The sequence below is a fragment of the Aureibaculum algae genome (genome assembly GCF_006065315.1).
Classification (GTDB): Bacteria; Bacteroidota; Bacteroidia; order Flavobacteriales; family Flavobacteriaceae; genus Aureibaculum; species Aureibaculum algae.
Genome location: NZ_CP040749.1, coordinates 762,735 through 782,516 on the forward strand (window position 1 = coordinate 762,735; position 19,782 = coordinate 782,516).

Sequence of the window (19,782 nt, forward strand, 5' to 3'; positions counted from 1 at the left end):
AGTCAATAACCCTTCCTTTTTGTAAAAAAAATATTTTACTTTTAATTATTAAATTAAGATATTTATGCTCTAAAAAATATGAATTTGTAAATTTTATCTATGCTATTTTCATTTAAAGATGATTCTAAATTGATTGAGCAACTTGTGATTGGCAACGAAAATGCTTATACATATTTGGTCACTAATTATCACAAACCCCTATATATTTACGCTTTAAGTCTTACTAATGACAATGCTAGTGCCCAAGACATAATTCAAAACGTATTCTTAAGAACATGGAAATACAGAAAACGTTTAAATCCTGATTATTCTATAAAAAACTTCCTTTACAAAACAACTTATAATGAGTTTATAAATGATTATCATAGGACAAAAGCCATCTCCATATTAGAACGCACTTATATTGAAGCTTTAAATGAAAGTGTTGATGAAAACAATTCTGAACTAATAAAAAAGAAGATAGACTTTGTTAATGATGGCATCTGCAATTTACCACCTAAATGCAAAAAAACATTTTTGTTAAGTAAAAAAGAAGGGCTTACAAATATTGAAATATCTGAATATCTTGATATTTCAATTAAAACTGTTGAAGGTCATATCTCTAAGGCATATTCTATACTTCGAAAAAAATGTGGGGATAATTTAAACAATATTCTTATTATACTATTTAACAATAAGCAATTGAAATCTAAGTATTATTAACTCTAGCATATTAAATAAATTGATTTTTTGAATAATTATATTATTACTTCAATTCTAGTATAATGTTAAGTTAAAAAATGTCTTAAAAAGAATGGTTAAATAGACTAGAAATGACAAACAAGTTTCTAAAAAGAGCTATAACTTTAATTAATCTCTCTTAACCCATTTCAAAAACCCCACAAATAGCAATATCAATTCCTTAACAATCAAAAACGGCATTAAAAACAACCGCTCATATTGCTTCATCTTATTGTCAAAATGAGTGTTATATCGCTTATCATTTCCCATGTTTTAATTTACAAAAAAGGTTGCGGAAAAAGTAAAATTTACACCCTCAATTCTTCATGAAATTCGGTTGCATTTATACTAAAAACCTATGGCAACATTATCCCTATTTTGTTACATTAGTGCTATTCAGTATATTATTTTTTAACAAGGAGTTTTAAAATAAATCTGTAAAGAGTCGGGGTGAAAATTTTATAAATTCATTTCGAAAATTAACGTAGCTTTAAAATTACGGACCTTGTTGAAATAGAATATCTCTTCCTACGGTCGAGTTATTTCCAGTTCAACAACCTTTTTAATTATCATCATTATTAATTTTGATTTATGAGGAAAATCAAATTAATTCAAATCACACTAAATTATAAGGAAAAGCAATATAGGTCTAAAATGTTGTACCTATGTTGTACCAAGAAGGAATTCAAATAAAAAAGCCTAAGTAAAAACTTAGGCTTTATAGTACTCGAGATGGGACTTGAACCCATACGGACATTACTGTCCACTGGATTTTAAGTCCAGCGTGTCTACCAATTCCACCACTCGAGCCTGTTTATCGTTTGCACGACAACAAATTGGTATATATTATGAATGAGCGAAAAACGGGATTCGAACCCGCGACCTCCACCTTGGCAAGGTGATGCTCTACCCCTGAGCTACTTTCGCGTTTTTTAAAGAACATGGCGTTATCATCTCAAACGCGAGGGCAAATTTAATATAATTATATAAATTGCAAAGCCTTTTTTGGTTTTTTTTAAAAATGATCTGTAAAGTCTCTATTTTACTGTCGGTTGTATCAAATTAATAAATATATTTGCACCACTTTAGTAATAATTTATGAATACTTCATTGGGTACTATCGCAAAAAAGCAATCATTCGCATCGACTTTAGATAATTTAAAGCAATTAACAAAGTTTGGATTATCTATTAGTGTAGTCTTTTCTGCTTTGGCAGGATATTTATTAGCTGCAGAATCTGTACAAATATCAACACTCTTTTTATTGGCAATTGGCGGCTATTTTATGGTTGGAGCATCAAATGCTTTTAATCAGATTATCGAAAAAGATTCAGACAAATTAATGAAGCGTACTATGAACAGACCATTGCCTACGGGTAGAATGTCTGTGAATACAGCTTTAATTATAGCAGGAACAAGTACCGTTTTAGGTATTGCAATTTTATATATGATAAACCCTAAGACAGCTATGTTTGGGGCCATTTCTATATTTTTATATACAAGTATTTATACACCCTTAAAACCTAAAACACCATTGGTGGTTTTTGTAGGTGCGTTACCTGGTGCTATTCCCTTTATGTTAGGTTGGGTAGCCGCGACCAATCATTTTGGTATTGAAGCAGGAATGTTATTTATGATTCAGTTTTTTTGGCAGTTCCCACATTTTTGGGCCATAGGTTGGTTACAATACGATGAATATAAAAAAGCTGGGTTTAATATGTTACCCACTGGAGAGAAGAATAGAAAAGCAACAACGCAAATTATATTGTATACTATTTGGATGATTGTTGTCTCTGTATTTCCGGTCTTTAAGTTAACGGGTAGTTTATATTTATCACCAGTGGCAGCAGTTTTAATTTTTATAGCAGGTATCGTAATGTTATATTACGGTATTAAATTACACAAAGAACAAACGGATAAATTAGCGAGAAAATTAATGTTGTCAAGTGTTTTTTATATAACACTAATACAAGTAATTTACGTAATCGATAAATTTTTACATTAAAATGATCATGGACGCTCAAATAAGAAGTAGAACTTCGAAACAAATGATGTACGTAGCCATCATTAGTATGATAATGATGTTTGCCGGATTAACTAGTGCATATGTAATAAGTAGTAATCGTGAAGATTGGGTTTCTTTTGATTTGCCTCAAGCCCTATATATTAGCACGCTATTAATTATTTTAAGTAGTATTAGTTATTTTTTAGCAAAAAAAAGTATTCTAAAAAATAATAGATCACAAACAACAATTTTTTTAGTAATTACGTTAGTGTTGGCTGTTGGATTTGTATTTTTTCAATTCGAAGGATTTAATCAATTAAGAGAAGTAGACTTATATTTTACCGGAGAAGGCAGTGTTGTATCTTCATCATTGCTGGTCGTAATATCATTTGCTCACTTGCTGCATGTTGCGGCAGGTCTAGTAGTTTTGCTAGTTGTTCTTTTTAGACATTTAAATAATAAATACAGTGCCGATAATGCGTTAGGCTTAGAAGTAGGTGGAATTTTTTGGCATTTTGTTGATTTTTTATGGATTTTCCTATTTTTATTTTTCTATTTCATTACATAATAAAAATTGGTGATGTCATATAATTTTATATTTTTGCGTATCAACCAATATTATATAACCAAAATTAACTGATAAACTTTTTATGGAAGCAACAATTGCTACAGAAAACAAAGAAGGCGAAACTTGGTCTGGCGGAGGTAAGAAACCGTTAGGAGCCAGTTACGGTAAAATGATGATGTGGTTCTTTATCATGTCTGATGCCTTAACCTTTTCTGCATTTTTAGGAGCTTACGGGCTTATGCGTTTTAAATTTATAGACAGTTGGCCAATTGCCGACGAAGTTTTTACGCACGTACCTTTTTTACATGGTCATTTTCCTATGTACTATGTGGCTTTTATGACCTTTATTTTGATATTTTCTTCGGTAACAATGGTGTTAGCTGTTGACGCTGGTCATCAGATGAAGAAAGCCAAAGTAACATTATATATGTTGCTAACAATTATTGGAGGTTTAATTTTCTTAGGCTCACAGGCCTGGGAGTGGAAAAATTTTATTGGTGGTACTTATGGATCTTTAATTTTACAAGATGGTAAAGTGGTTCAATTTGTAGATGCTTCTGGTCATCAAGTAGCCTTAGAAGATTTTGTTACAAAGTCTGCTGCTAATGAAAGAGTTGCACATACTAAAAGTAATGGATTATGGTATGTACAAGATGCCGGTGCGTTACCTCCATTTACAACAAGCGAAGTGATAGAGAGTTTTAAAAACAGTCCCAATATCAGCTTAAGAACTGAAGAGGTTGATTTAGCAACAAAACATAAAATAATATTATCTAGAGAAGACGCCAATAAGTTTTTATCGAAAGCAACAGGTGTCGTAAAAGGTGCAAACCTTAAGATTAATGAATATGGTAATACGTTGTTTGCCGATTTCTTTTTCTTTATTACAGGATTTCACGGATTTCACGTTTTCTCAGGTATATTGATAAATATCATTATCTTTTTTAATGTTATAATTGGTACCTATGAAAGAAGAGGTCATTATGAAATGGTTGAAAAAGTAGGTTTATATTGGCACTTTGTCGATTTGGTATGGGTATTTGTATTTACATTCTTCTATTTAGTTTAAAAAAATAATATGGCACACGATCAAGAACACGAACACGAATCGCACGTTGGATTAATATGGAAAGTATTTGGAGCATTATCTCTAATTACAATTGTTGAAGTAATCTTAGGTATTTTAAAACCAAAAGGCTTACACCTGACTATTTTTTTAGGAACAAGTTTATTAAATTGGATTTTCTTAATACTTACATTGGTAAAAGCATATGGTATCGCTTGGTATTTTATGCACCTTAAGCAAGAGAAGTCTGGTTTTCGTAGAGCCATCGTTTGGACAACAGTATTTTTAATTTGTTATTTAGCAACTTTATTGTTGATTGAAGGAGGGTATATTGGAGATGTGATGAGTAACTATACAAAATGGAGCTACTAAATTTTAGTAACATATAAATTATATAAAGCGGTTTTTAAACCGCTTTTTTTATACGCTAAAGAACCGTAATTTTGTGTTATCAAATTAATTGATAGGTTCGAAATGTCGGTTTTCTTTTTTAGAAAGAACTATACTGTTAAGATTGACATTCCTTTTAACCTTAAATAAACAATAAGTAATACTGATGAAATCAAAGAAATTTTGGATTTTAGTGGGGCTTTTTATTATGCCATTGGTCTTTTATCTACTGCTATTGACTGGTACCAATAAGTTTGCTAAACTACCCGTGCTGAATAAGGAAATTGGTGATGTAACTGAATTTAAAACAAGCACAGGAGCTTCCATTTCTTTAGATGGTAAAATTACAGTACTCAGTTTTTTAGGGAACGATTTGCAAACGGTAAAGAATAATGCATTAAACCTAAATGAAAAAATATACAAACACTTTTATAAGTTTAAAGATTTTCAATTCATTGTCGTATTGAAAGAAGGCTCTTCTAGTCAAGTAGCTGAACTGGTAAAGCAATTGAAGGTAACTACCGATATGCAAAAGTGGAATTTCTTATATGGTAGCCAAGAACAAATAGAAGGATTGTTCGATAGTTTAAAGACCGACCTTAAAATTGATGCAAATGGCTATTCTCCATATGCATTTATAATTGATAAGGATAGATATTTACGTGGAAGAACGGATGATGAAGATAATGGATTAATGTATGGGTATAATGCAGAAACAGTAGCACCAATACATGGAAAAATGGTAGATGATGTAAAAGTTTTAATTGCAGAATATAGAATGGCATTAAAAAAGAACAACAGAGAAATTTAAGTAAAAGTGTTATTAGGAAAAAGGGTCACCGTGAAGATAACGAGCGAAGCTCATTAGGGATGTTTTTTCGACGAGTTTAGATTGTTAATTATGAAAAAAACATACATAGGTATTGCATTTATAGTATTGGTTTTTGGCATTTGGGCGGTGCCTAAAATTGTAGATAGATTATCACCAACTACGTTGTTAACATTTGAGAAGGTACCTGATTTTAAGTTTACCAATCAGAATAGCAAAGAAATTTCAAATGAAAACTTTAAGAATAAAGTATATGTCGTAGAGTTTTTCTTTACCTCTTGTCCAACTATTTGTCCAAAAATGCATAAAAGTATGCTTAAAATACAAGATGAGTTTTATGGTAATCCTAATTTCGGTATGGCATCAATAACCATTGACCCCAAGAGAGATACTCCTGAAACTTTAAAAAAATATGCAGAAAAACATAATGTAACGCTAAAAAATTGGCAATTTTTAACTGGAGATAAAGATGTGATTTATGATTTTGCCAATAAAGGGTTTAAGCTATATGCAGGAGAAAATGATGAAGCAGAAGGAGGGTTTGAACATTCTGGATTATTTGCCTTGGTAGATAAAAATGGATTTATCCGATCAAGAACAGTTACATCAGGTGAATTTGAAAATCCGATAAAGTTTTATGATGGATTGGATGCTGAACAGGTTCAAATGTTAAAAGAAGATATTACTATTTTATTAAATGAATAATGGAGCAAACATCAAAAAAATATAATAAATGGATTGTTGTGTTGTCCGTAGTTATTCCGCTGGCAGTTGCTGGGTTATTTAGCGTTAAAATAGATGTGAAATTACCTGTTTTTTTACCTCCCATTTATGCTTCTATAAATGCATTTACGGCATTGGTTTTAATAGTGGCGGTATGGGCTATTAAAAATAATAAAAGAAACTTACATGAAGGTCTTATGAAAACGGCCATATTATGTTCTGTTATTTTTTTGGTATTGTATGTTTTATATCACATGACTTCAAACTCTACTAAATTTGGTGGAGAAGGTGCAATAAAGTATGTGTATTTGTTTATTCTATTGACACATATTTTACTATCTATAATTGTAATACCATTTGTATTAATTACCTATGTAAGAGCAATTACTAATAATTTTGAAAAACATAAAAAAATTGCGAAATTTACATTTCCCTTATGGCTTTATGTTGCCGTATCGGGAGTGGTGGTTTATTTGATGATTTCGCCTTATTATCAATGAGATTCCAATTTTTTGAGCGAAACAAAGAAAAATTGGTAAATCGAATTGATTCCGTTTTTTTATTTGAATAAAAATCAATTTATGAAAAATAAATTATTCATAGTATTCTTTTTAATAGCTACTCAAATGGTTAGTGCTCAGTGTGCTATGTGTAAGGCTGTTGTAGAGTCTGGTGATGCAGAAATGGCTGAGGGATTGAATAATGGTATTGTATACCTTATGGCTTTTCCATATATCTTAGTAGGTGTTGCAGGATATTTTCTCTATAAGAAAATGAAAAAAGGATAAATTAATATTACATTAAGAGCATATAAGTGTAACAAGTTTTACTTTTGTTCGTCATATATAAAAAATCAGTAGAATCAACCTTTAGAAACAATTGTTTTATAAACATAATAACCAGATTTTAAATCGAATAGTTATTATGGTTTTCCATTTGAACAATAAGGGTCAATAAAATTATAAACTTATGAAAATCAGATTAAGTGTTCTAACCGCACTCCTTATTGTAGCAACCTCTTTTGCTCAAGATAAAGAATGGACATTAAATGAATGTATAGAACATGCTTTAGAGAATAATATCAGTATTGAAAGGAGTAAGAAGTTAGTTGAAATAAGCGAAATAAATGTCATAAGTGCAAAAGGGAATTTTTTGCCTAATTTAAATGCTTCAGTGAATCCTGGTTTGAATTTCGGATCATCAATTGGTCAGGATGGGTCAAGAATATCAACAGATAATTTTAGATCATCTTTTAGCCTAAGCAGTAGTACAACAATTTTTAATGGGTTTAGAAATTTAATAAGCTATAAACAAGCTCAATTAGGTGTGAAAGCAAGTAAATTAGATTTACAAAAAATTGAAGATGATATTTCATTATTTGTTGTGAATGCATATTTGAATATTTTATTTGCTAAAGAGAATTTAGAAGTTGCTCAAAATCAGTATGAAATCAGTACAAAACAAATAGAAGCTACTCAGGCACAAGTTGACGCTGGTGTAAAACCAAAAGGTGATTTACTTGATGCAGAATCTACGGCAGCAGCTGATGCTCAGAATGTGGTTACACAAGAAAATGCCTTAGATTTAGCCTTGTTATCGTTAGCCCAATTGTTACAGGTAGATACAGATGGTTTTGATGTAGCAAAAGTTGATGTTGGTTCACCGTCTATTGCTACTTTATATGATAATTCAACAATGGTGTATGAAAAAGCATTGGAAAATAGAGCAGAAATTGCTAGAGCAAAATTAGAAGTTGATAATGCCGAATTAAATATTAAAAGTGCAAAAGGAGCATATTTACCTTCTTTAGGTTTGTCAGCAGGAGCAGGTACTTCTTATCAAAATATTTTTAATGACGCCTTTACAAATAATGGATTTTCAGATCAGTTTAGAGATAATTTAGGGTATAGTTTAGGGTTATCTTTAAGCATTCCTATATTTAATAGAAATCAGACAAAGGCTAACGTAAACAGGTCAATTATCAGTCAAAAAATGAGTGAAATTGACTTAGAAGACCAAAAATTGCAATTAAAAGAAACCATTGAACGCGTTTTTTTAGATTCTAAAGCAGCGGCAAAGTCTTATGAGGTTGCCAATATATCTTTAAACGCTCAAAACGAAGCTTTTAAAAATGCTGAACAAAGATATAGTTTAGGAGCAATGACCTCTTTTGATTTTGACCAAGTTCGTAGCAGACTTGTAGATGCTGAATCTACGTTAATTAGAGCTAAATACGATTATGTTTTTAAAACTAAAGTATTAGAATTCTATTTTGGTGAAGAAATCGTTTTGGAATAAATAACATCTAAAATTTTAAATCATAAATTCCAAATTCCTATTAGAGGAGTTTGGAATTTTGTTTAATTAATCATCAAAAGTATATCTTTGCCAACTAAATTAAAAAATTGTCTTTAATACTAAACATAGAAACGGCAACCAAAAATTGCTCTGTTAGCTTAGCCGAAAATGGTGTGTTACTTGCGTTAAATGAAGTAAATGACGGTAACTATTCTCATGGTGAGCAATTACACCTTTTAATCAAAAACATCCTTACAGAGGCCGGAAAATCAATAAGTGACATAGATGCCATTGCGGTTAGCAAAGGGCCTGGTTCTTACACGGGATTACGTATAGGAGTTTCAACTGCTAAAGGTTTGTGTTTCTCTTTAGATAAACCGTTAATTGCTGTTTCTACTTTAACGGCATTGTCTAATTCCATTACTGTTGATAAAGATGCCGTAATTGTACCCATGTTAGATGCGAGAAGGATGGAGGTTTACAGTGCTGTTTATAATCATAACCACAATCAAATTAGAGAAATTAAAGCGGAAGTTATTACCGAGAATTCGTTTTTAGAATATTTAAGTAAGGGAAAAGTTTATTTTTTAGGTGATGGTGCTGATAAATGCAAATCAATACTGAAAAATGATAATGCTTTTTTTCTTGACGGATATTTTCCCTCAGCGAAACAAATGGCTCAACTTTCTTTTGATAAGTATAAAAAAAGCGACACCGAAGATGTCGCTTATTTTGAACCTTTTTATTTAAAAGATTTTATGGTTACAAAGTCAAAGAAATAATTATCCTTTCTTTTGTATTTCAACAGCATGTGGATAAGGTATTTCAATACCAGCTTTATCTAAGGCTAATTTTACATTTTCCATTGTACCAAAATATACGTCCCAATAATTTGCTGGCGTACACCATGGTCTAACCGCAAAATTAACAGAACTGTCAGCCAATTCAGAAACATTTACTGAGGGTGCTGGATCAGATAAAACTTTATCATTAGACGTTAAAACTGAAAGTAAAACCTCTTTTGTTTGTTTAATATCAGCATCATATGATACGCCAATGGTAAGATCTACTCTTAATTGGCCTTCTTCGGTATAGTTTACAATGTTACCGTTAGATAATGTTCCGTTCGGAATAATTACCAATTTATTTGAAGGGGTTATAATTTTAGTAGTAAAAATTTCAATTTCTTTTACTACACCAAGTTCACCTTGAGCCTCAATTAAATCACCAATTTTAATTGGCTTAAAAATCATTAATAAAACACCTCCAGCAAAATTAGCAAGTGATCCTTGCAATGCTAAGCCTATAGCTAAGCCAGCGGCTCCTAATATTACAGCGAAAGATGCTGTATCAATACCTAAAATTCCTAAAACTGTGATAATTAAAAGGATTTTTAAAGCCCAACCTATTAAGTTTGTTAGGAATTTTTGTAGACTTTCATCATAATTTTTTTTACCCATTAAACTGGCTACAGTCTTCAATAATTTTTTAATAACCCAAGAGCCTACAATCCATATTACAATGGCTCCAATGATACTGAAACCATAGGTAGCTAAGAAGGTTGTGATACTGGCAATAATACTGTCAAAATCCATATTTAGTTTTTTTGTTAAGTGAAAAGAATTGTAATTAAAGCAAGAACGGCTGGTACTCCTTGAATGTAAAATAGTTTTATTTTCTTTGTTGAATAAGCACCGTAGACGCCTGCAATAATGACGCAAGATAAAAAGAATATTGCAATTTGATCAGGAAAACTTTTGTTTACAAGTGACCACACGAGGCCAGCCGCTAAAAAACCATTATATAAACCTTGATTGGCTGCCAATACCACCGTTTGTTTTGCTAGGTCTATTGATAATCCAAAAGCTTTCAATGCCCTCGGTGTTGTCCACAAAAACATTTCTAATATTAGAAAATAGAAATGCAATAGAGCCACAAGAGTAATTAAAACTATTTGAACCGTTCTCATTTTAAAAGTATTTTAATTTGTTGAAGTGCTTTTGCCGTTTCATTAACAGGTAATTGACAAGTACCATCTATACAGACATAAAAAGTAGTTTCATTTTTTGAATACTTGTACTCTAATAAAGGCATATTGCTATCAGTAGTACTACCAACGATTAACTTATTGGGAATATATTTCTTATTAAATTCTTTTAATTTTTCTAAAGCATCTTCACCAACTATCGCTACTTCATAAAAATCACCTATAAAATTTGAATATAACAACAACCAATTGGATGCCCCACCAGCATATTTTGATGCTTTCTCCTTAACATTATGCAACATCTGATTGGCGTTTTTAGCATAGGTTGGGTTGGCAAAATAGTGTCCGAGTTTAAATAAATTATTCGCCATAATTGAATTTGAAGACGGAATAACATTATCATCAGTTTCAATTTTTCGAGTTATTAATTGTTTATCCTCATCAGAGGTGAAGAAGAATAGTTGACTCTTGTCATCATAAAAATGATCATAACAATAATCGGTCATTTTTTTTGCGTCATTTAACCATTGATCATCAAGAGTAACTTCATAAAGATTAATAAATGCGTCAATAGTTGTGGCATAATCAATTAAATAAGCATTAATGCTACTTTTTCCATTCTTGTAGTTTCTGAATAAACTACCATCTGCCTTATGCTGTGTTTTGTCAATAAAGTTAGCCGTTTTTAATGCTCTTTCTAAAAAACGCTTGTCATCAAAAACACGATACGCATCAACATAACCTTTAAGCATTAAAGCATTCCATTCTGTAAGTATTTTATCATCTAAACGTGGACGGTCTTTTTTACTTCTGGCTTTAAGTAAGGTCTCTTTCCATGTAGTTACTTTTTTGGAAAGATCTTCTTTAGAGATTTGAAAATTTTCTAAAATGTCATCATTTGTTTCTATTCGATTCAAATGATAGGTTTCATTTTCCCATTTAAAGGCATCCTTAATATTGTAATAGGCAGCAAATAAATCGAAATCTCCCGAGCCTTCGGAATTAAGAATATTTTTTAACTCTTCATTTTTCCAAACATAAAAGGCCCCTTCTTCTAATTCACCTTTTTCATTCTTACTATCCGCATCAAGCGAAGAGTAAAAGGCACCTGATTTATCCATTAACTCTCGCTCTATAAATGCGGTAGTCTCATAGACAATCTCTTTATATAAGGGGTTTTTAGTAACCAAGTATGCATTTGAGTATAAACTTACCAATTGGCCATTGTCATAGAGCATTTTTTCGAAATGGGGAATGTGCCATTTAGCATCTACCGAATAGCGAGCAAAACCACCACCAACTTGATCGTACAAACCGCCATACGCCATATTTGTTAACGAAGTATTTACATAATCCATTATTTCATCATCGGCATTTTGAACGGCATATCTCAATAGAAATTGATAATTGTTGGGCATAGGAAATTTAGGAGCACCTGCGTTACCGCCAAGGTCTGTATCCATATATTTCTTCCAATTGTCTACAATGGTGTCTAATTCAATGGTAGAGTATTCTTTTTCGGAAGTGTTTATGGTAACCAAATCTGATTGCTGAACACCGGTAGTTAGTTGCGTAGCATACTCTTCCATTTTTTCAGGATTTTCCTTGTAGAGTTTTGTGATTTGTTCTAAGGCACTTATCCAGTTTTCTTTCGGAAAATAAGTGCCACCCCAAACAGGTCTGCCATCAGGCAAAGCGATACAGTTTAAAGGCCAGCCGCCACTTCCAGTCATTAATTGTACGGCATTCATATATACTTGATCAACATCAGGTCTTTCTTCTCGGTCCACTTTTACATTGATAAAATTTTGATTCATAAGTTTTGCAACGGTAGAATCTTCAAAACTTTCATGTTCCATTACATGGCACCAATGACATGCCGCATAACCAATAGAAATTAAAATTAGTTTGTTTTCTTTTTTAGCCAACTCCAACGTTTCATCATTCCAGGCATGCCAATCTACAGGATTGTGTGCGTGTTGCAATAAATAGGGGCTAGTTTCATTAATAAGACTGTTTGTGTACTTATGTTTTGTCATCTCTTCTTTATTTTGACTATTGCAGCTAATCATAAGAATACCACATAATGATAGGAGAAAATATTTTTGAATCATGATTTTTATATTGCGATAAAGATAAGGAATAATGACAAGCCTCTATAAGCTATTTTAAGTGTTACAAAAATAGAAGAAAGTGATGTAAATAAAAAAACGTTTTGAAAAGTTCAAAACGTTTTAAATTTGTTATAAAAAAGTAGCGTTATTGAACTTCAAAAGTAATTTTTACATTTACTCTAAATTCTTCTACATCACCATCTTTTACAACTGCACTTTGAGATTGTACAAATACAGATTTGATATGCTTTACACTTTTAGATGCGTGCTTTACTGCTTTGCGAGTGGCTTCTTCCCAGCTTTTGTCAGAATTTGCCATTACTTCAATTACTTTCATTACTGCCATAATATTTGATTTTAAGTTTATAAAATGAGTGAATTGTAAATATACAATTTTATCCATTTAAAGCGACTACCTCCTCTATCTTATTGGGTAACAATTGTTTTAAAGTGGCCTCAATTCCACTTTTAAGAGTAATGGTAGAAGAAGGGCAACCACTACAGGCTCCTTGTAAAATTACGCTTACTGTTTTTGTGCTGGCATCATATGATTGAAACATAATATTTCCACCATCAGAGGTTACTGCAGGCTTGATATATTCATCTAAAATAGCAATAATTTCTTGCGAAATATCATCTAAGTTTGCTGTGGGTATTGGTTCTATTTCCACTTTTTTATGCACTATAGGTACATAGTTCTCTGTAATTATTGGTTTGGATTCCGTCAAATATTTTTTTAAAAAATCGCGTAGAGCTGTTGTTATTTCGAACCATTCAACACTATTGTTTTTTGTAATTGAAACGTAATTGTTAGAAATAAAGACCTCATTTACAAATGGAAAACTATATAATTCTTTGGCAATTGGAACTTCTAACGCGTCTTCTAATGAAGTAACTTCAATATTTTCTGAAGTCAATAATTGATTACTTACAAATTTCATAACCCCAGGGTTTGGAGTGCTTTCTGCATATACGTCTACAAAAATCTGTTTGGTCTCTTTTTTTGAATTGAAAAGACTATCGTTTACTGTAAGATAATTTTCGATAATGGCTTTAAGTTCATCTTGAACATCAGTCCATTCTACAATATCAAAGCGTTCAACAGCAATGAAATTTGCGGTAACAAATACTTTTTTAACAAAAGGTAAATGAAAAAGCTCTTGAATAAATGTTGAGTTTTTTACATCTTCAACAGAATTATACTCAAAGCTTCCCTCTGTTAAAATTTTATTGGCCACAAACTTAATTATGGTAGGTGTTTTAGTACTTTCTATATCTATTTTTAACATCTTCAAATTAATTTATTACAAAAGTAATACTATATTTGATACAACCTAAACTTATTCATTTGAAGAGATTTTACTTTTTCATCTTATTTTCTTTGTCCCTAACCCTAAATACTTTTTCACAAAAAGAAGCATCGCATTGGTATTTTGGTGATAGAGCGGGCTTAGATTTTAGCACAGGAGTACCCACAGTAGATACAAACGGCGTTTTATCTACCACTGAAGGTTGTGCAACGATATCTGATATTGGCGGCAATCTTTTATTTTATACGGATGGTACCACTGTTTGGAACAAGAACCATAATAGAATGCCTAGTGGTAGTGGCCTTTTAGGAGATTCTTCTAGTTCTCAATCTGCCATTATTGTACCTAAACCTGATGATAATAATATCTACTATATCTTTACTGTAGATTGGTCTGGAGGTGAAAATGGACTCAATTATTACACTGTTGATATGACATTAGATAGTGGTTTAGGTGATGTTATTGGAACTAGTAATTCTCCCAAACCAACAAAGCTATTGTCTTTACCCGTATCTGAAAAAATTACAGCCATAAAAGTAAAAGATGAAGAGGCTTTTTGGGTAATAGCGACTAAGGAAGGACGTTTTTATGTCTATAAAGTTGATGAAAACGGAGTTGAAAGTACTCCTGTTACTGGAAATCTTGGTTTTATGAACCCTGATGATATGAGGGGGTATTTAAAAACGTCACCAGATGGAAAGTTTTTAGTTTCCGCAAATATGTCTTCAGGTACTTTCTTATATGATTTTGATAGTGCCACTGGTAGTGTTTCAAACCAACGTCGATTAGATTTGTCAAACGAGTTTGGTTATGGTGTTGAGTTTTCTCCATTAAGTAAAAAATTATATATCTCTACAGGTAATTTTGGTAGAAATGGACCTTATTTAGAAAAACTATTCAAGTTTTCACTTGATTTAGCAGACCTGTCTATTTCAAATATAAATGCCAATAAAATTGAAATGCACTCCTATATGAATTCAAGGGCCGCATTGCAAGTAGGTGTAGATGGTAAAATTTATAGAACTATAGATAATGCCTCTTTTTTAGGTGTCATCAATAATCCCGATAGTGATGGTGCTACCTATACCCACAATGCTATTAGCCTTGGCGGAAGGTTAGGTACGCAAGGATTACCACCTTTTATTCAATCGTTTTTTGCAGCTTTAATTAGTACGGAAAACCTTTGTTTGGGTAATGAGACAGAATTTTCAATAGAGTCTAATGAGCCTATTTTATCTATTGAATGGGATTTTGGAGACGGATCAACATCAACAGTTTTGGAGCCATCGCATACCTATACAACAGCTGCTGATTATATTGTTAATGTTGAGGTTACTACAGCTACAGAAACTAAAACAATTACGCAGACAATTACCATTTTTGATGTACCTGTGGTTACCACCCCGATAGATTTGTTTCAATGTGATGATGATACGGATGGCGTTACTGTATTTAATCTAAATGAAGCTATTCAATTAATGGTTACTGATCCAGCTAATTTGAATATTAAATTTTATCAAAAGAATATAGATGCTATTGAAGGCAATAGTGTCAAAAGTATCCAAAACGCTCAAGATTTTTCTAATGCATTAGCAACTCAAGTGTATGCACGTATAGAAAATACTTATGGCTGTGAGAAAATTGTGGAAATCAATTTAAAAGTATCGTCAACTTCAATTAATTCAGATTATTCATTAATTATAAATGAATGTGATGATAGTACCGACGGTGATGATACAAATGGATTTACATCATTTAATTTTGCTGATGGCTCAGCAACTATTTTAGATCAATTACCAAGTAATCAGAATTTAGCGGTTACTTATTACGAGAGCATGTCCGACGGACTGGAAGAAATAAATGCCATAAATCCTGAAAATTATACAAATACAACCGCTTTTACGCAAAAAATAGTCGTTAGAATAGAGAGTGAGGATAATAATAAGTGTTTAGGATTGGGTTATTTTATTACTTTACAAGTTAACGAGTTGCCAAATTTTGATCTTCCAGAAGAGGCCTTTACATGTATAAACAATCCATTAGAACCTGTTGTTGTTTCTGTTATGAATCCACAAGATGTTTATAATTATCAATGGACCGATAGCAGCGATACTGATTTGGTTAATGGTAATACGGCTTCTTATAATTTCACAGAACCAGGTAGCTATAAACTTACAGCTTACAATTCAGTAACCAACTGTTCGAGAACAAAAACCATTTTGATTAGTTCATCTAATATTGCTGCTTTTCAAGATTTTAAAGTGGAAGATGCAGCAGAGAATAATACAGTAACTGTTAATGTTACGGGTGAGGGAGATTATGAATATGCACTAGATAATCAGTATGGTGTGTACCAAGATTCTAATATGTTTGAGAATGTTACATCAGGCATTCATACCATATACATTAGAGATAAAAATGGCTGTGGTACACTAGAAGAAGAAGTTTCTGTCATTGGTTTTCCTAAATTTTTTACGCCAAACGGTGATGGATTTAATGATTTTTGGCAAATAGATGGAGTAAGCTTTCAGCCTACTTCTCTTATTTATATTTTTGATAGATTAGGTAAGGTGATAACAAAAATTGAACCCACCTCTGAAGGATGGAATGGAACATATAGAGGTAAATTAATGCCAGAATCTGACTATTGGTTTAAGGTAAAACTGGAAGATGGAAGAACATTAAAAGGTAATTTTAGCTTAATTAGACGATAGTTAATAAAAAGCTCTAGAAATTTTATTTGATGAATGATTTAAAAAAATATTTAGCAATAGTAATTATTGCTTTTAGTACTTTCAGTTTGAAAGCTCAAGGAACGTTGCCTATTTATTCTGATTATTTATCAGATAATGTATTCTTAGTGCATCCAGCAGCAGCTGGTATAGGGAATTCAGCTAAGTTTAGACTAACACACAGGCAACAGTGGTCAGATAATGAAGATGCTCCGTCTTTACAAACATTAACTTACCATCAAGGATTTGGAAAAGGAATGGCTTTGGGAGGAATGTTGTTTAATGATAAAAACGGATATCATTCGCAATTAGGAGTACGTGCAACTTATGCCTATCATCTTAATTTTGGGAGAGATGATGCCTTAAATCAGCTTTCATTATCACTATCTGGGTCTTATGTCCAAAATAGTTTAGATCAACGTAGTTTTACTGCTTATGACCCCATTATTTCACAGGTTATTGAATCAGATCATTATGTAAATGCTGATTTTAGTGCAGCTTACTTTAATTTAGATGGTTATGTTTATTTAACAGCAAAAAACCTGTTGTTAAATACTAAAAATTCTGTAGATAATAATTACAATTCATTGAACTTACGAACCTATCTGTTAAATATGGGTTACTTTTTTGGTTGGGAAAAACGATTTCAAGTGGAGCCCTCTGTAATGTTGCAGTATGTTGAAAAAACAGGTGAATTTAATGTTGACCTGAATGCCAAAGTTTATAAACTATTAGATAGAAATAAGCGTATTTGGTTTGCCTTAAGTTACCGTCAAAGTTTAGACGGTAATAAATTACAAGAATTGAGTCAATTGACTCCAATTGCGGGATTTGAAATTGATCGTTATTTACTTTCTTACACCTATACGCATCAATTGGGAAATGTAACCTTTGCAAACGGTGGGTTTCATCAATTTACGTTGGGTATTAATTTATTCAATAAACGACCTAAGGATCAGGGGTATATTCCTAGATTTAATCCATTTTTATTTAAAAATGATAATTAAAATTTAAATTAATTTAAACTTTGTAGTTCCTCTACTAACAAATCTTTACGGATAAAATCATTCATAGAAACGGAATGTATTGATTGTCCATCCTCGTCATTGAGTTTTCTGTTATTGTCTATATCATCATATGTTGTAAAGTAAATTGTTGCTGTTGCAGGAATATATTTCCAGTTCTTTAAATGCTCATTAGTTTTGTGATTTTTGTAAAATTCCTACCGGCATTGGTACTTAAATATAATGCTGTAAAGGCCTCTTGTTTTTCATTGTTAGGAAACGAATCAATTACTTGGTAAATCGTTGTGTTTAATGTTGGGTTAAGACTATCAATGAATCTCTCAAAAGAAATTATCTTTATCTTTTTCTTGGTTAAAACGTGAGTTTCTTGTGTTTTTATATGTTGAAATATGAGATTGTTCAAATAGTTTTTTTGCCAATCATCACTAGTATAAGAACTTCTTTTTTGTTCGCGAACCTCATTGTCTCGAACAGAGAAAACAATAAAATCGGTATTTTCAATAAGAGATGGTAAATTGGCAACAAGAGTGTTTGCTACTGTTTTCTGATTTTCTGGTTTGTCAATAATTGTATTCGTATTTTTATCTTCCGCTGATTTCGCACAAGATAAAAATAGCATTCCTAGGAATGCTATCGTCATCAAAATTTGATACTTTTTCATGTTGTTATTTTCGATTACCATTTGTAATTCTTTCCTTTTGCTTGTCTTTTTATGGCTTCTACCATAACATTCTCTAAACCTTTACTACTGTCTTTTTGCTTTTCGGCAACATACTTATTTCTTTTAGTATTCAGTTCCTGAATCTTTTCTTGAATTTCAGTACGTTTTTTACTTTATGCGACAACATAGATTTTAATCTCTTTTGATGATTTATTTTTAAGAGCATCGGGTAAGGTTTTTTTGTCTAATTTATCATAACTAAATCCTGCTTCTTTTTCGGCATCTACTAAATCCCATGTAGCATTATTATATATTCTAGAGCTTTTACTTACGGCTCTCTTAACTTCAACAACTTCGTCTAATTCAGCAGCATTACTGTCCTGAAGGGCTTGCTTTCTTATTTTAGTATAGCCATTACTTCCAAAATAAATATAGGTGTCATTCAATTGCTTATTTAACTTGATAATTACGGCATCATATGGAGAAGCAATATGTACAATTTTTTCATCCTGATTTATTGTCATATAATCACCGCCAGTTAAAGTAGCACCATCTTTCCACATTCCAGATACTCCATTTTGATAATTACCACAAAAAATGGTGTTTACTACAACATCTTGTTCTTTGGCTTGTGTTGTCGCATCTTTATAATCAGTTTTACCCTGTGTAAAAGGTTCGTTACCCGCTATAAAGATGATGTTAAGATCATTTTTATTTTTACCCCATTTTAATTCTTTTAATGAGGTCATAATAACTTCACCACAAAATTCATTGCCGCCATTTGTTTTTAATGCAAACAGTTTTTCTGAAATCTCATCAAGATCAGAGCTAAAGCCGATAACTTGACGGATAAATCCTTCTTTAGAAGGAAGGCCGCTATTTCCATATTCGTATAATGAAATTTCTAAATCGGGATTTTCATTTTCACATTTTGCATAGGAAAGTTCGTTTACGATTTCCCACAATTGGGTTTTTGCTTGATTAATCAATCCGTCCATTGAATTACTAGTATCCAATAATAACGCTACTTTTATAGTGTTTTTTATCTTCGGATGTTCTTCATTAGCATAGCTTAAGAAGCTATTACAGAAAAACATTAGTATTAAAATTTTACTCACACTATTTTTAATTTTAAAAGAGAGGCCTTGATTTTTTTTCGAATAGTTCATAATTTTTGTTTTAAATTCAGAGTAAAAGTATATTGAAGAAAGAGCTATAAAAACTACAAATGAGTGAAATGGTTGTTTTAATGAGTGAGAAAGACATTTAAAAAAGGGAAGTAGTTATTTAGTGTCTATTTGAGTCGTAAAAACCTTATTATTAGTATACAGCCATTTTATAAAACCAATTTTAGT

20 protein-coding genes and 2 tRNA genes are annotated in these 19,782 nt (G+C 31.6%); 13 read left to right on the top strand and 9 right to left on the bottom strand.

Features of this window, described 5'->3' with window-relative positions:
• Positions 1–99 precede the first annotated feature (99 nt).
• Positions 100–702, top strand: a complete 603-nt coding sequence (locus tag FF125_RS02995; RefSeq protein ID WP_138948386.1) for an RNA polymerase sigma factor — start codon at positions 100–102, stop codon at positions 700–702.
• A 742-nt stretch (positions 703–1,444) separates the two neighbouring features.
• Here FF125_RS02995 and FF125_RS03000 read toward each other — a convergent pair.
• Together FF125_RS03000 and FF125_RS03005 are read right to left on the bottom strand one after the other, a co-directional pair.
• A tRNA-Leu gene (locus FF125_RS03000) sits at positions 1,445–1,530 on the bottom strand.
• A gap of 45 nt (positions 1,531–1,575) precedes the next feature.
• A tRNA-Gly gene (locus FF125_RS03005) sits at positions 1,576–1,647 on the bottom strand.
• Positions 1,648–1,818: 171 nt separating this feature from the next.
• Between FF125_RS03005 and cyoE the strand changes: the two genes are divergently transcribed.
• The 10 genes from cyoE (at position 1,819) to tsaB (ending at position 9,380) form a co-directional block, all read left to right on the top strand.
• Positions 1,819–2,724 carry a heme o synthase gene (cyoE, locus tag FF125_RS03010; RefSeq protein WP_117881948.1) on the top strand — a complete coding sequence of 302 codons (906 nt, stop codon included), beginning with the start codon at positions 1,819–1,821 and terminating at the stop codon, positions 2,722–2,724.
• Between the two features lie 43 nt (positions 2,725–2,767).
• Positions 2,768–3,292 (top strand): cytochrome c oxidase subunit 3, encoded by a 525-nt coding sequence (locus FF125_RS03015; protein WP_250629670.1) that lies wholly within the window; start codon positions 2,768–2,770, stop codon positions 3,290–3,292.
• A gap of 82 nt (positions 3,293–3,374) precedes the next feature.
• Entirely contained in the window at positions 3,375–4,361 is a 987-nt protein-coding gene (locus tag FF125_RS03020) for a cytochrome c oxidase subunit 3 (protein ID WP_138948388.1), read from the top strand.
• Positions 4,362–4,370: 9 nt separating this feature from the next.
• Positions 4,371–4,730, top strand: a complete 360-nt coding sequence (locus FF125_RS03025; RefSeq protein ID WP_138948389.1) for a cytochrome C oxidase subunit IV family protein — start codon at positions 4,371–4,373, stop codon at positions 4,728–4,730.
• Positions 4,731–4,914: 184 nt separating this feature from the next.
• The gene (locus tag FF125_RS03030; RefSeq protein WP_138948390.1) at positions 4,915–5,559 is read left to right on the top strand and encodes a hypothetical protein; all 645 of its coding nucleotides are present in this window, start codon (positions 4,915–4,917) and stop codon (positions 5,557–5,559) included.
• A gap of 90 nt (positions 5,560–5,649) precedes the next feature.
• The gene (locus FF125_RS03035; protein ID WP_138948391.1) at positions 5,650–6,282 is read left to right on the top strand and encodes an SCO family protein; all 633 of its coding nucleotides are present in this window, start codon (positions 5,650–5,652) and stop codon (positions 6,280–6,282) included.
• Positions 6,282–6,800 carry a DUF420 domain-containing protein gene (locus FF125_RS03040; RefSeq protein ID WP_138948392.1) on the top strand — a complete coding sequence of 173 codons (519 nt, stop codon included), beginning with the start codon at positions 6,282–6,284 and terminating at the stop codon, positions 6,798–6,800. The genes FF125_RS03035 and FF125_RS03040 overlap by 1 nt, the downstream gene beginning before the upstream one ends.
• 81 nt (positions 6,801–6,881) lie before the next feature.
• Positions 6,882–7,088 carry a hypothetical protein gene (locus tag FF125_RS03045; RefSeq protein ID WP_138948393.1) on the top strand — a complete coding sequence of 69 codons (207 nt, stop codon included), beginning with the start codon at positions 6,882–6,884 and terminating at the stop codon, positions 7,086–7,088.
• A gap of 181 nt (positions 7,089–7,269) precedes the next feature.
• Complete coding sequence (locus FF125_RS03050) at positions 7,270–8,598, top strand: TolC family protein (protein ID WP_138948394.1); 1,329 nt, start codon at positions 7,270–7,272, stop codon at positions 8,596–8,598.
• A 107-nt stretch (positions 8,599–8,705) separates the two neighbouring features.
• Positions 8,706–9,380 carry a tRNA (adenosine(37)-N6)-threonylcarbamoyltransferase complex dimerization subunit type 1 TsaB gene (gene tsaB, locus FF125_RS03055; protein ID WP_138948395.1) on the top strand — a complete coding sequence of 225 codons (675 nt, stop codon included), beginning with the start codon at positions 8,706–8,708 and terminating at the stop codon, positions 9,378–9,380.
• Here tsaB and FF125_RS03060 read toward each other — a convergent pair whose 3' ends face one another.
• From FF125_RS03060 to FF125_RS03080, 5 genes are all read right to left on the bottom strand, one after another.
• Positions 9,381–10,193, bottom strand: coding sequence for a mechanosensitive ion channel family protein (locus FF125_RS03060; protein WP_138948396.1), 813 nt, complete (start codon positions 10,191–10,193; stop codon positions 9,381–9,383).
• Positions 10,194–10,207: 14 nt separating this feature from the next.
• Entirely contained in the window at positions 10,208–10,567 is a 360-nt protein-coding gene (locus tag FF125_RS03065; protein WP_138948397.1) for a DUF1304 domain-containing protein, read from the bottom strand.
• Complete coding sequence (locus FF125_RS03070; protein WP_250629671.1) at positions 10,564–12,624, bottom strand: thioredoxin domain-containing protein; 2,061 nt, start codon at positions 12,622–12,624, stop codon at positions 10,564–10,566. Before FF125_RS03070 ends, FF125_RS03065 begins: the two co-directional genes overlap by 4 nt.
• Before the next feature lie 220 nt (positions 12,625–12,844).
• On the bottom strand, positions 12,845–13,045 hold the full coding sequence (locus FF125_RS03075; RefSeq protein WP_138948399.1) for a dodecin family protein: 201 nt from the start codon (positions 13,043–13,045) through the stop codon (positions 12,845–12,847).
• Between the two features lie 49 nt (positions 13,046–13,094).
• On the bottom strand, positions 13,095–13,988 hold the full coding sequence (locus FF125_RS03080; protein ID WP_138948400.1) for a NifU family protein: 894 nt from the start codon (positions 13,986–13,988) through the stop codon (positions 13,095–13,097).
• A 59-nt stretch (positions 13,989–14,047) separates the two neighbouring features.
• On the opposite strand from FF125_RS03080, the gene FF125_RS03085 reads away from it, so the two are divergent.
• Both FF125_RS03085 and FF125_RS03090 read left to right on the top strand, forming a co-directional pair.
• Complete coding sequence (locus tag FF125_RS03085) at positions 14,048–16,723, top strand: T9SS type B sorting domain-containing protein (protein WP_138948401.1); 2,676 nt, start codon at positions 14,048–14,050, stop codon at positions 16,721–16,723.
• A 29-nt stretch (positions 16,724–16,752) separates the two neighbouring features.
• Entirely contained in the window at positions 16,753–17,748 is a 996-nt protein-coding gene (locus FF125_RS03090) for a PorP/SprF family type IX secretion system membrane protein (RefSeq protein WP_138948402.1), read from the top strand.
• A gap of 178 nt (positions 17,749–17,926) precedes the next feature.
• Here the strand turns inward: FF125_RS03090 and FF125_RS03095 are convergent, their stop codons facing one another.
• Both FF125_RS03095 and FF125_RS03100 read right to left on the bottom strand, forming a co-directional pair.
• Positions 17,927–18,427, bottom strand: a complete 501-nt coding sequence (locus FF125_RS03095; RefSeq protein ID WP_138948403.1) for a hypothetical protein — start codon at positions 18,425–18,427, stop codon at positions 17,927–17,929.
• Positions 18,428–18,600: 173 nt separating this feature from the next.
• A complete protein-coding gene (locus tag FF125_RS03100; protein ID WP_250629672.1) occupies positions 18,601–19,596 on the bottom strand; it encodes a vWA domain-containing protein in 996 nt (331 codons plus the stop codon).
• Positions 19,597–19,782 lie beyond the last annotated feature (186 nt).

What these genes read in the sequence shown, in the direction of transcription:
- FF125_RS02995 (WP_138948386.1), top strand. Translation starts at nt 100, where the DNA reads ATGCTATTTTCATTTAAAGATGATTCTAAATTGATTGAGCAACTTGTG.
- cyoE (WP_117881948.1), top strand. Translation starts at nt 1,819, where the DNA reads ATGAATACTTCATTGGGTACTATCGCAAAAAAGCAATCATTCGCATCG.
- FF125_RS03015 (WP_250629670.1), top strand. Translation starts at nt 2,768, where the DNA reads ATGATGTACGTAGCCATCATTAGTATGATAATGATGTTTGCCGGATTA.
- FF125_RS03020 (WP_138948388.1), top strand. Translation starts at nt 3,375, where the DNA reads ATGGAAGCAACAATTGCTACAGAAAACAAAGAAGGCGAAACTTGGTCT.
- FF125_RS03025 (WP_138948389.1), top strand. Translation starts at nt 4,371, where the DNA reads ATGGCACACGATCAAGAACACGAACACGAATCGCACGTTGGATTAATA.
- FF125_RS03030 (WP_138948390.1), top strand. Translation starts at nt 4,915, where the DNA reads ATGAAATCAAAGAAATTTTGGATTTTAGTGGGGCTTTTTATTATGCCA.
- FF125_RS03035 (WP_138948391.1), top strand. Translation starts at nt 5,650, where the DNA reads ATGAAAAAAACATACATAGGTATTGCATTTATAGTATTGGTTTTTGGC.
- FF125_RS03040 (WP_138948392.1), top strand. Translation starts at nt 6,282, where the DNA reads ATGGAGCAAACATCAAAAAAATATAATAAATGGATTGTTGTGTTGTCC.
- FF125_RS03045 (WP_138948393.1), top strand. Translation starts at nt 6,882, where the DNA reads ATGAAAAATAAATTATTCATAGTATTCTTTTTAATAGCTACTCAAATG.
- FF125_RS03050 (WP_138948394.1), top strand. Translation starts at nt 7,270, where the DNA reads ATGAAAATCAGATTAAGTGTTCTAACCGCACTCCTTATTGTAGCAACC.
- FF125_RS03060 (WP_138948396.1), bottom strand. Translation starts at nt 10,193, where the DNA reads ATGGATTTTGACAGTATTATTGCCAGTATCACAACCTTCTTAGCTACC.
- FF125_RS03065 (WP_138948397.1), bottom strand. Translation starts at nt 10,567, where the DNA reads ATGAGAACGGTTCAAATAGTTTTAATTACTCTTGTGGCTCTATTGCAT.
- FF125_RS03070 (WP_250629671.1), bottom strand. Translation starts at nt 12,624, where the DNA reads ATGACAAAACATAAGTACACAAACAGTCTTATTAATGAAACTAGCCCC.
- FF125_RS03075 (WP_138948399.1), bottom strand. Translation starts at nt 13,045, where the DNA reads ATGGCAGTAATGAAAGTAATTGAAGTAATGGCAAATTCTGACAAAAGC.
- FF125_RS03080 (WP_138948400.1), bottom strand. Translation starts at nt 13,988, where the DNA reads ATGTTAAAAATAGATATAGAAAGTACTAAAACACCTACCATAATTAAG.
- FF125_RS03090 (WP_138948402.1), top strand. Translation starts at nt 16,753, where the DNA reads ATGAATGATTTAAAAAAATATTTAGCAATAGTAATTATTGCTTTTAGT.
- FF125_RS03095 (WP_138948403.1), bottom strand. Translation starts at nt 18,427, where the DNA reads ATGAAAAAGTATCAAATTTTGATGACGATAGCATTCCTAGGAATGCTA.
- FF125_RS03100 (WP_250629672.1), bottom strand. Translation starts at nt 19,596, where the DNA reads ATGAACTATTCGAAAAAAAATCAAGGCCTCTCTTTTAAAATTAAAAAT.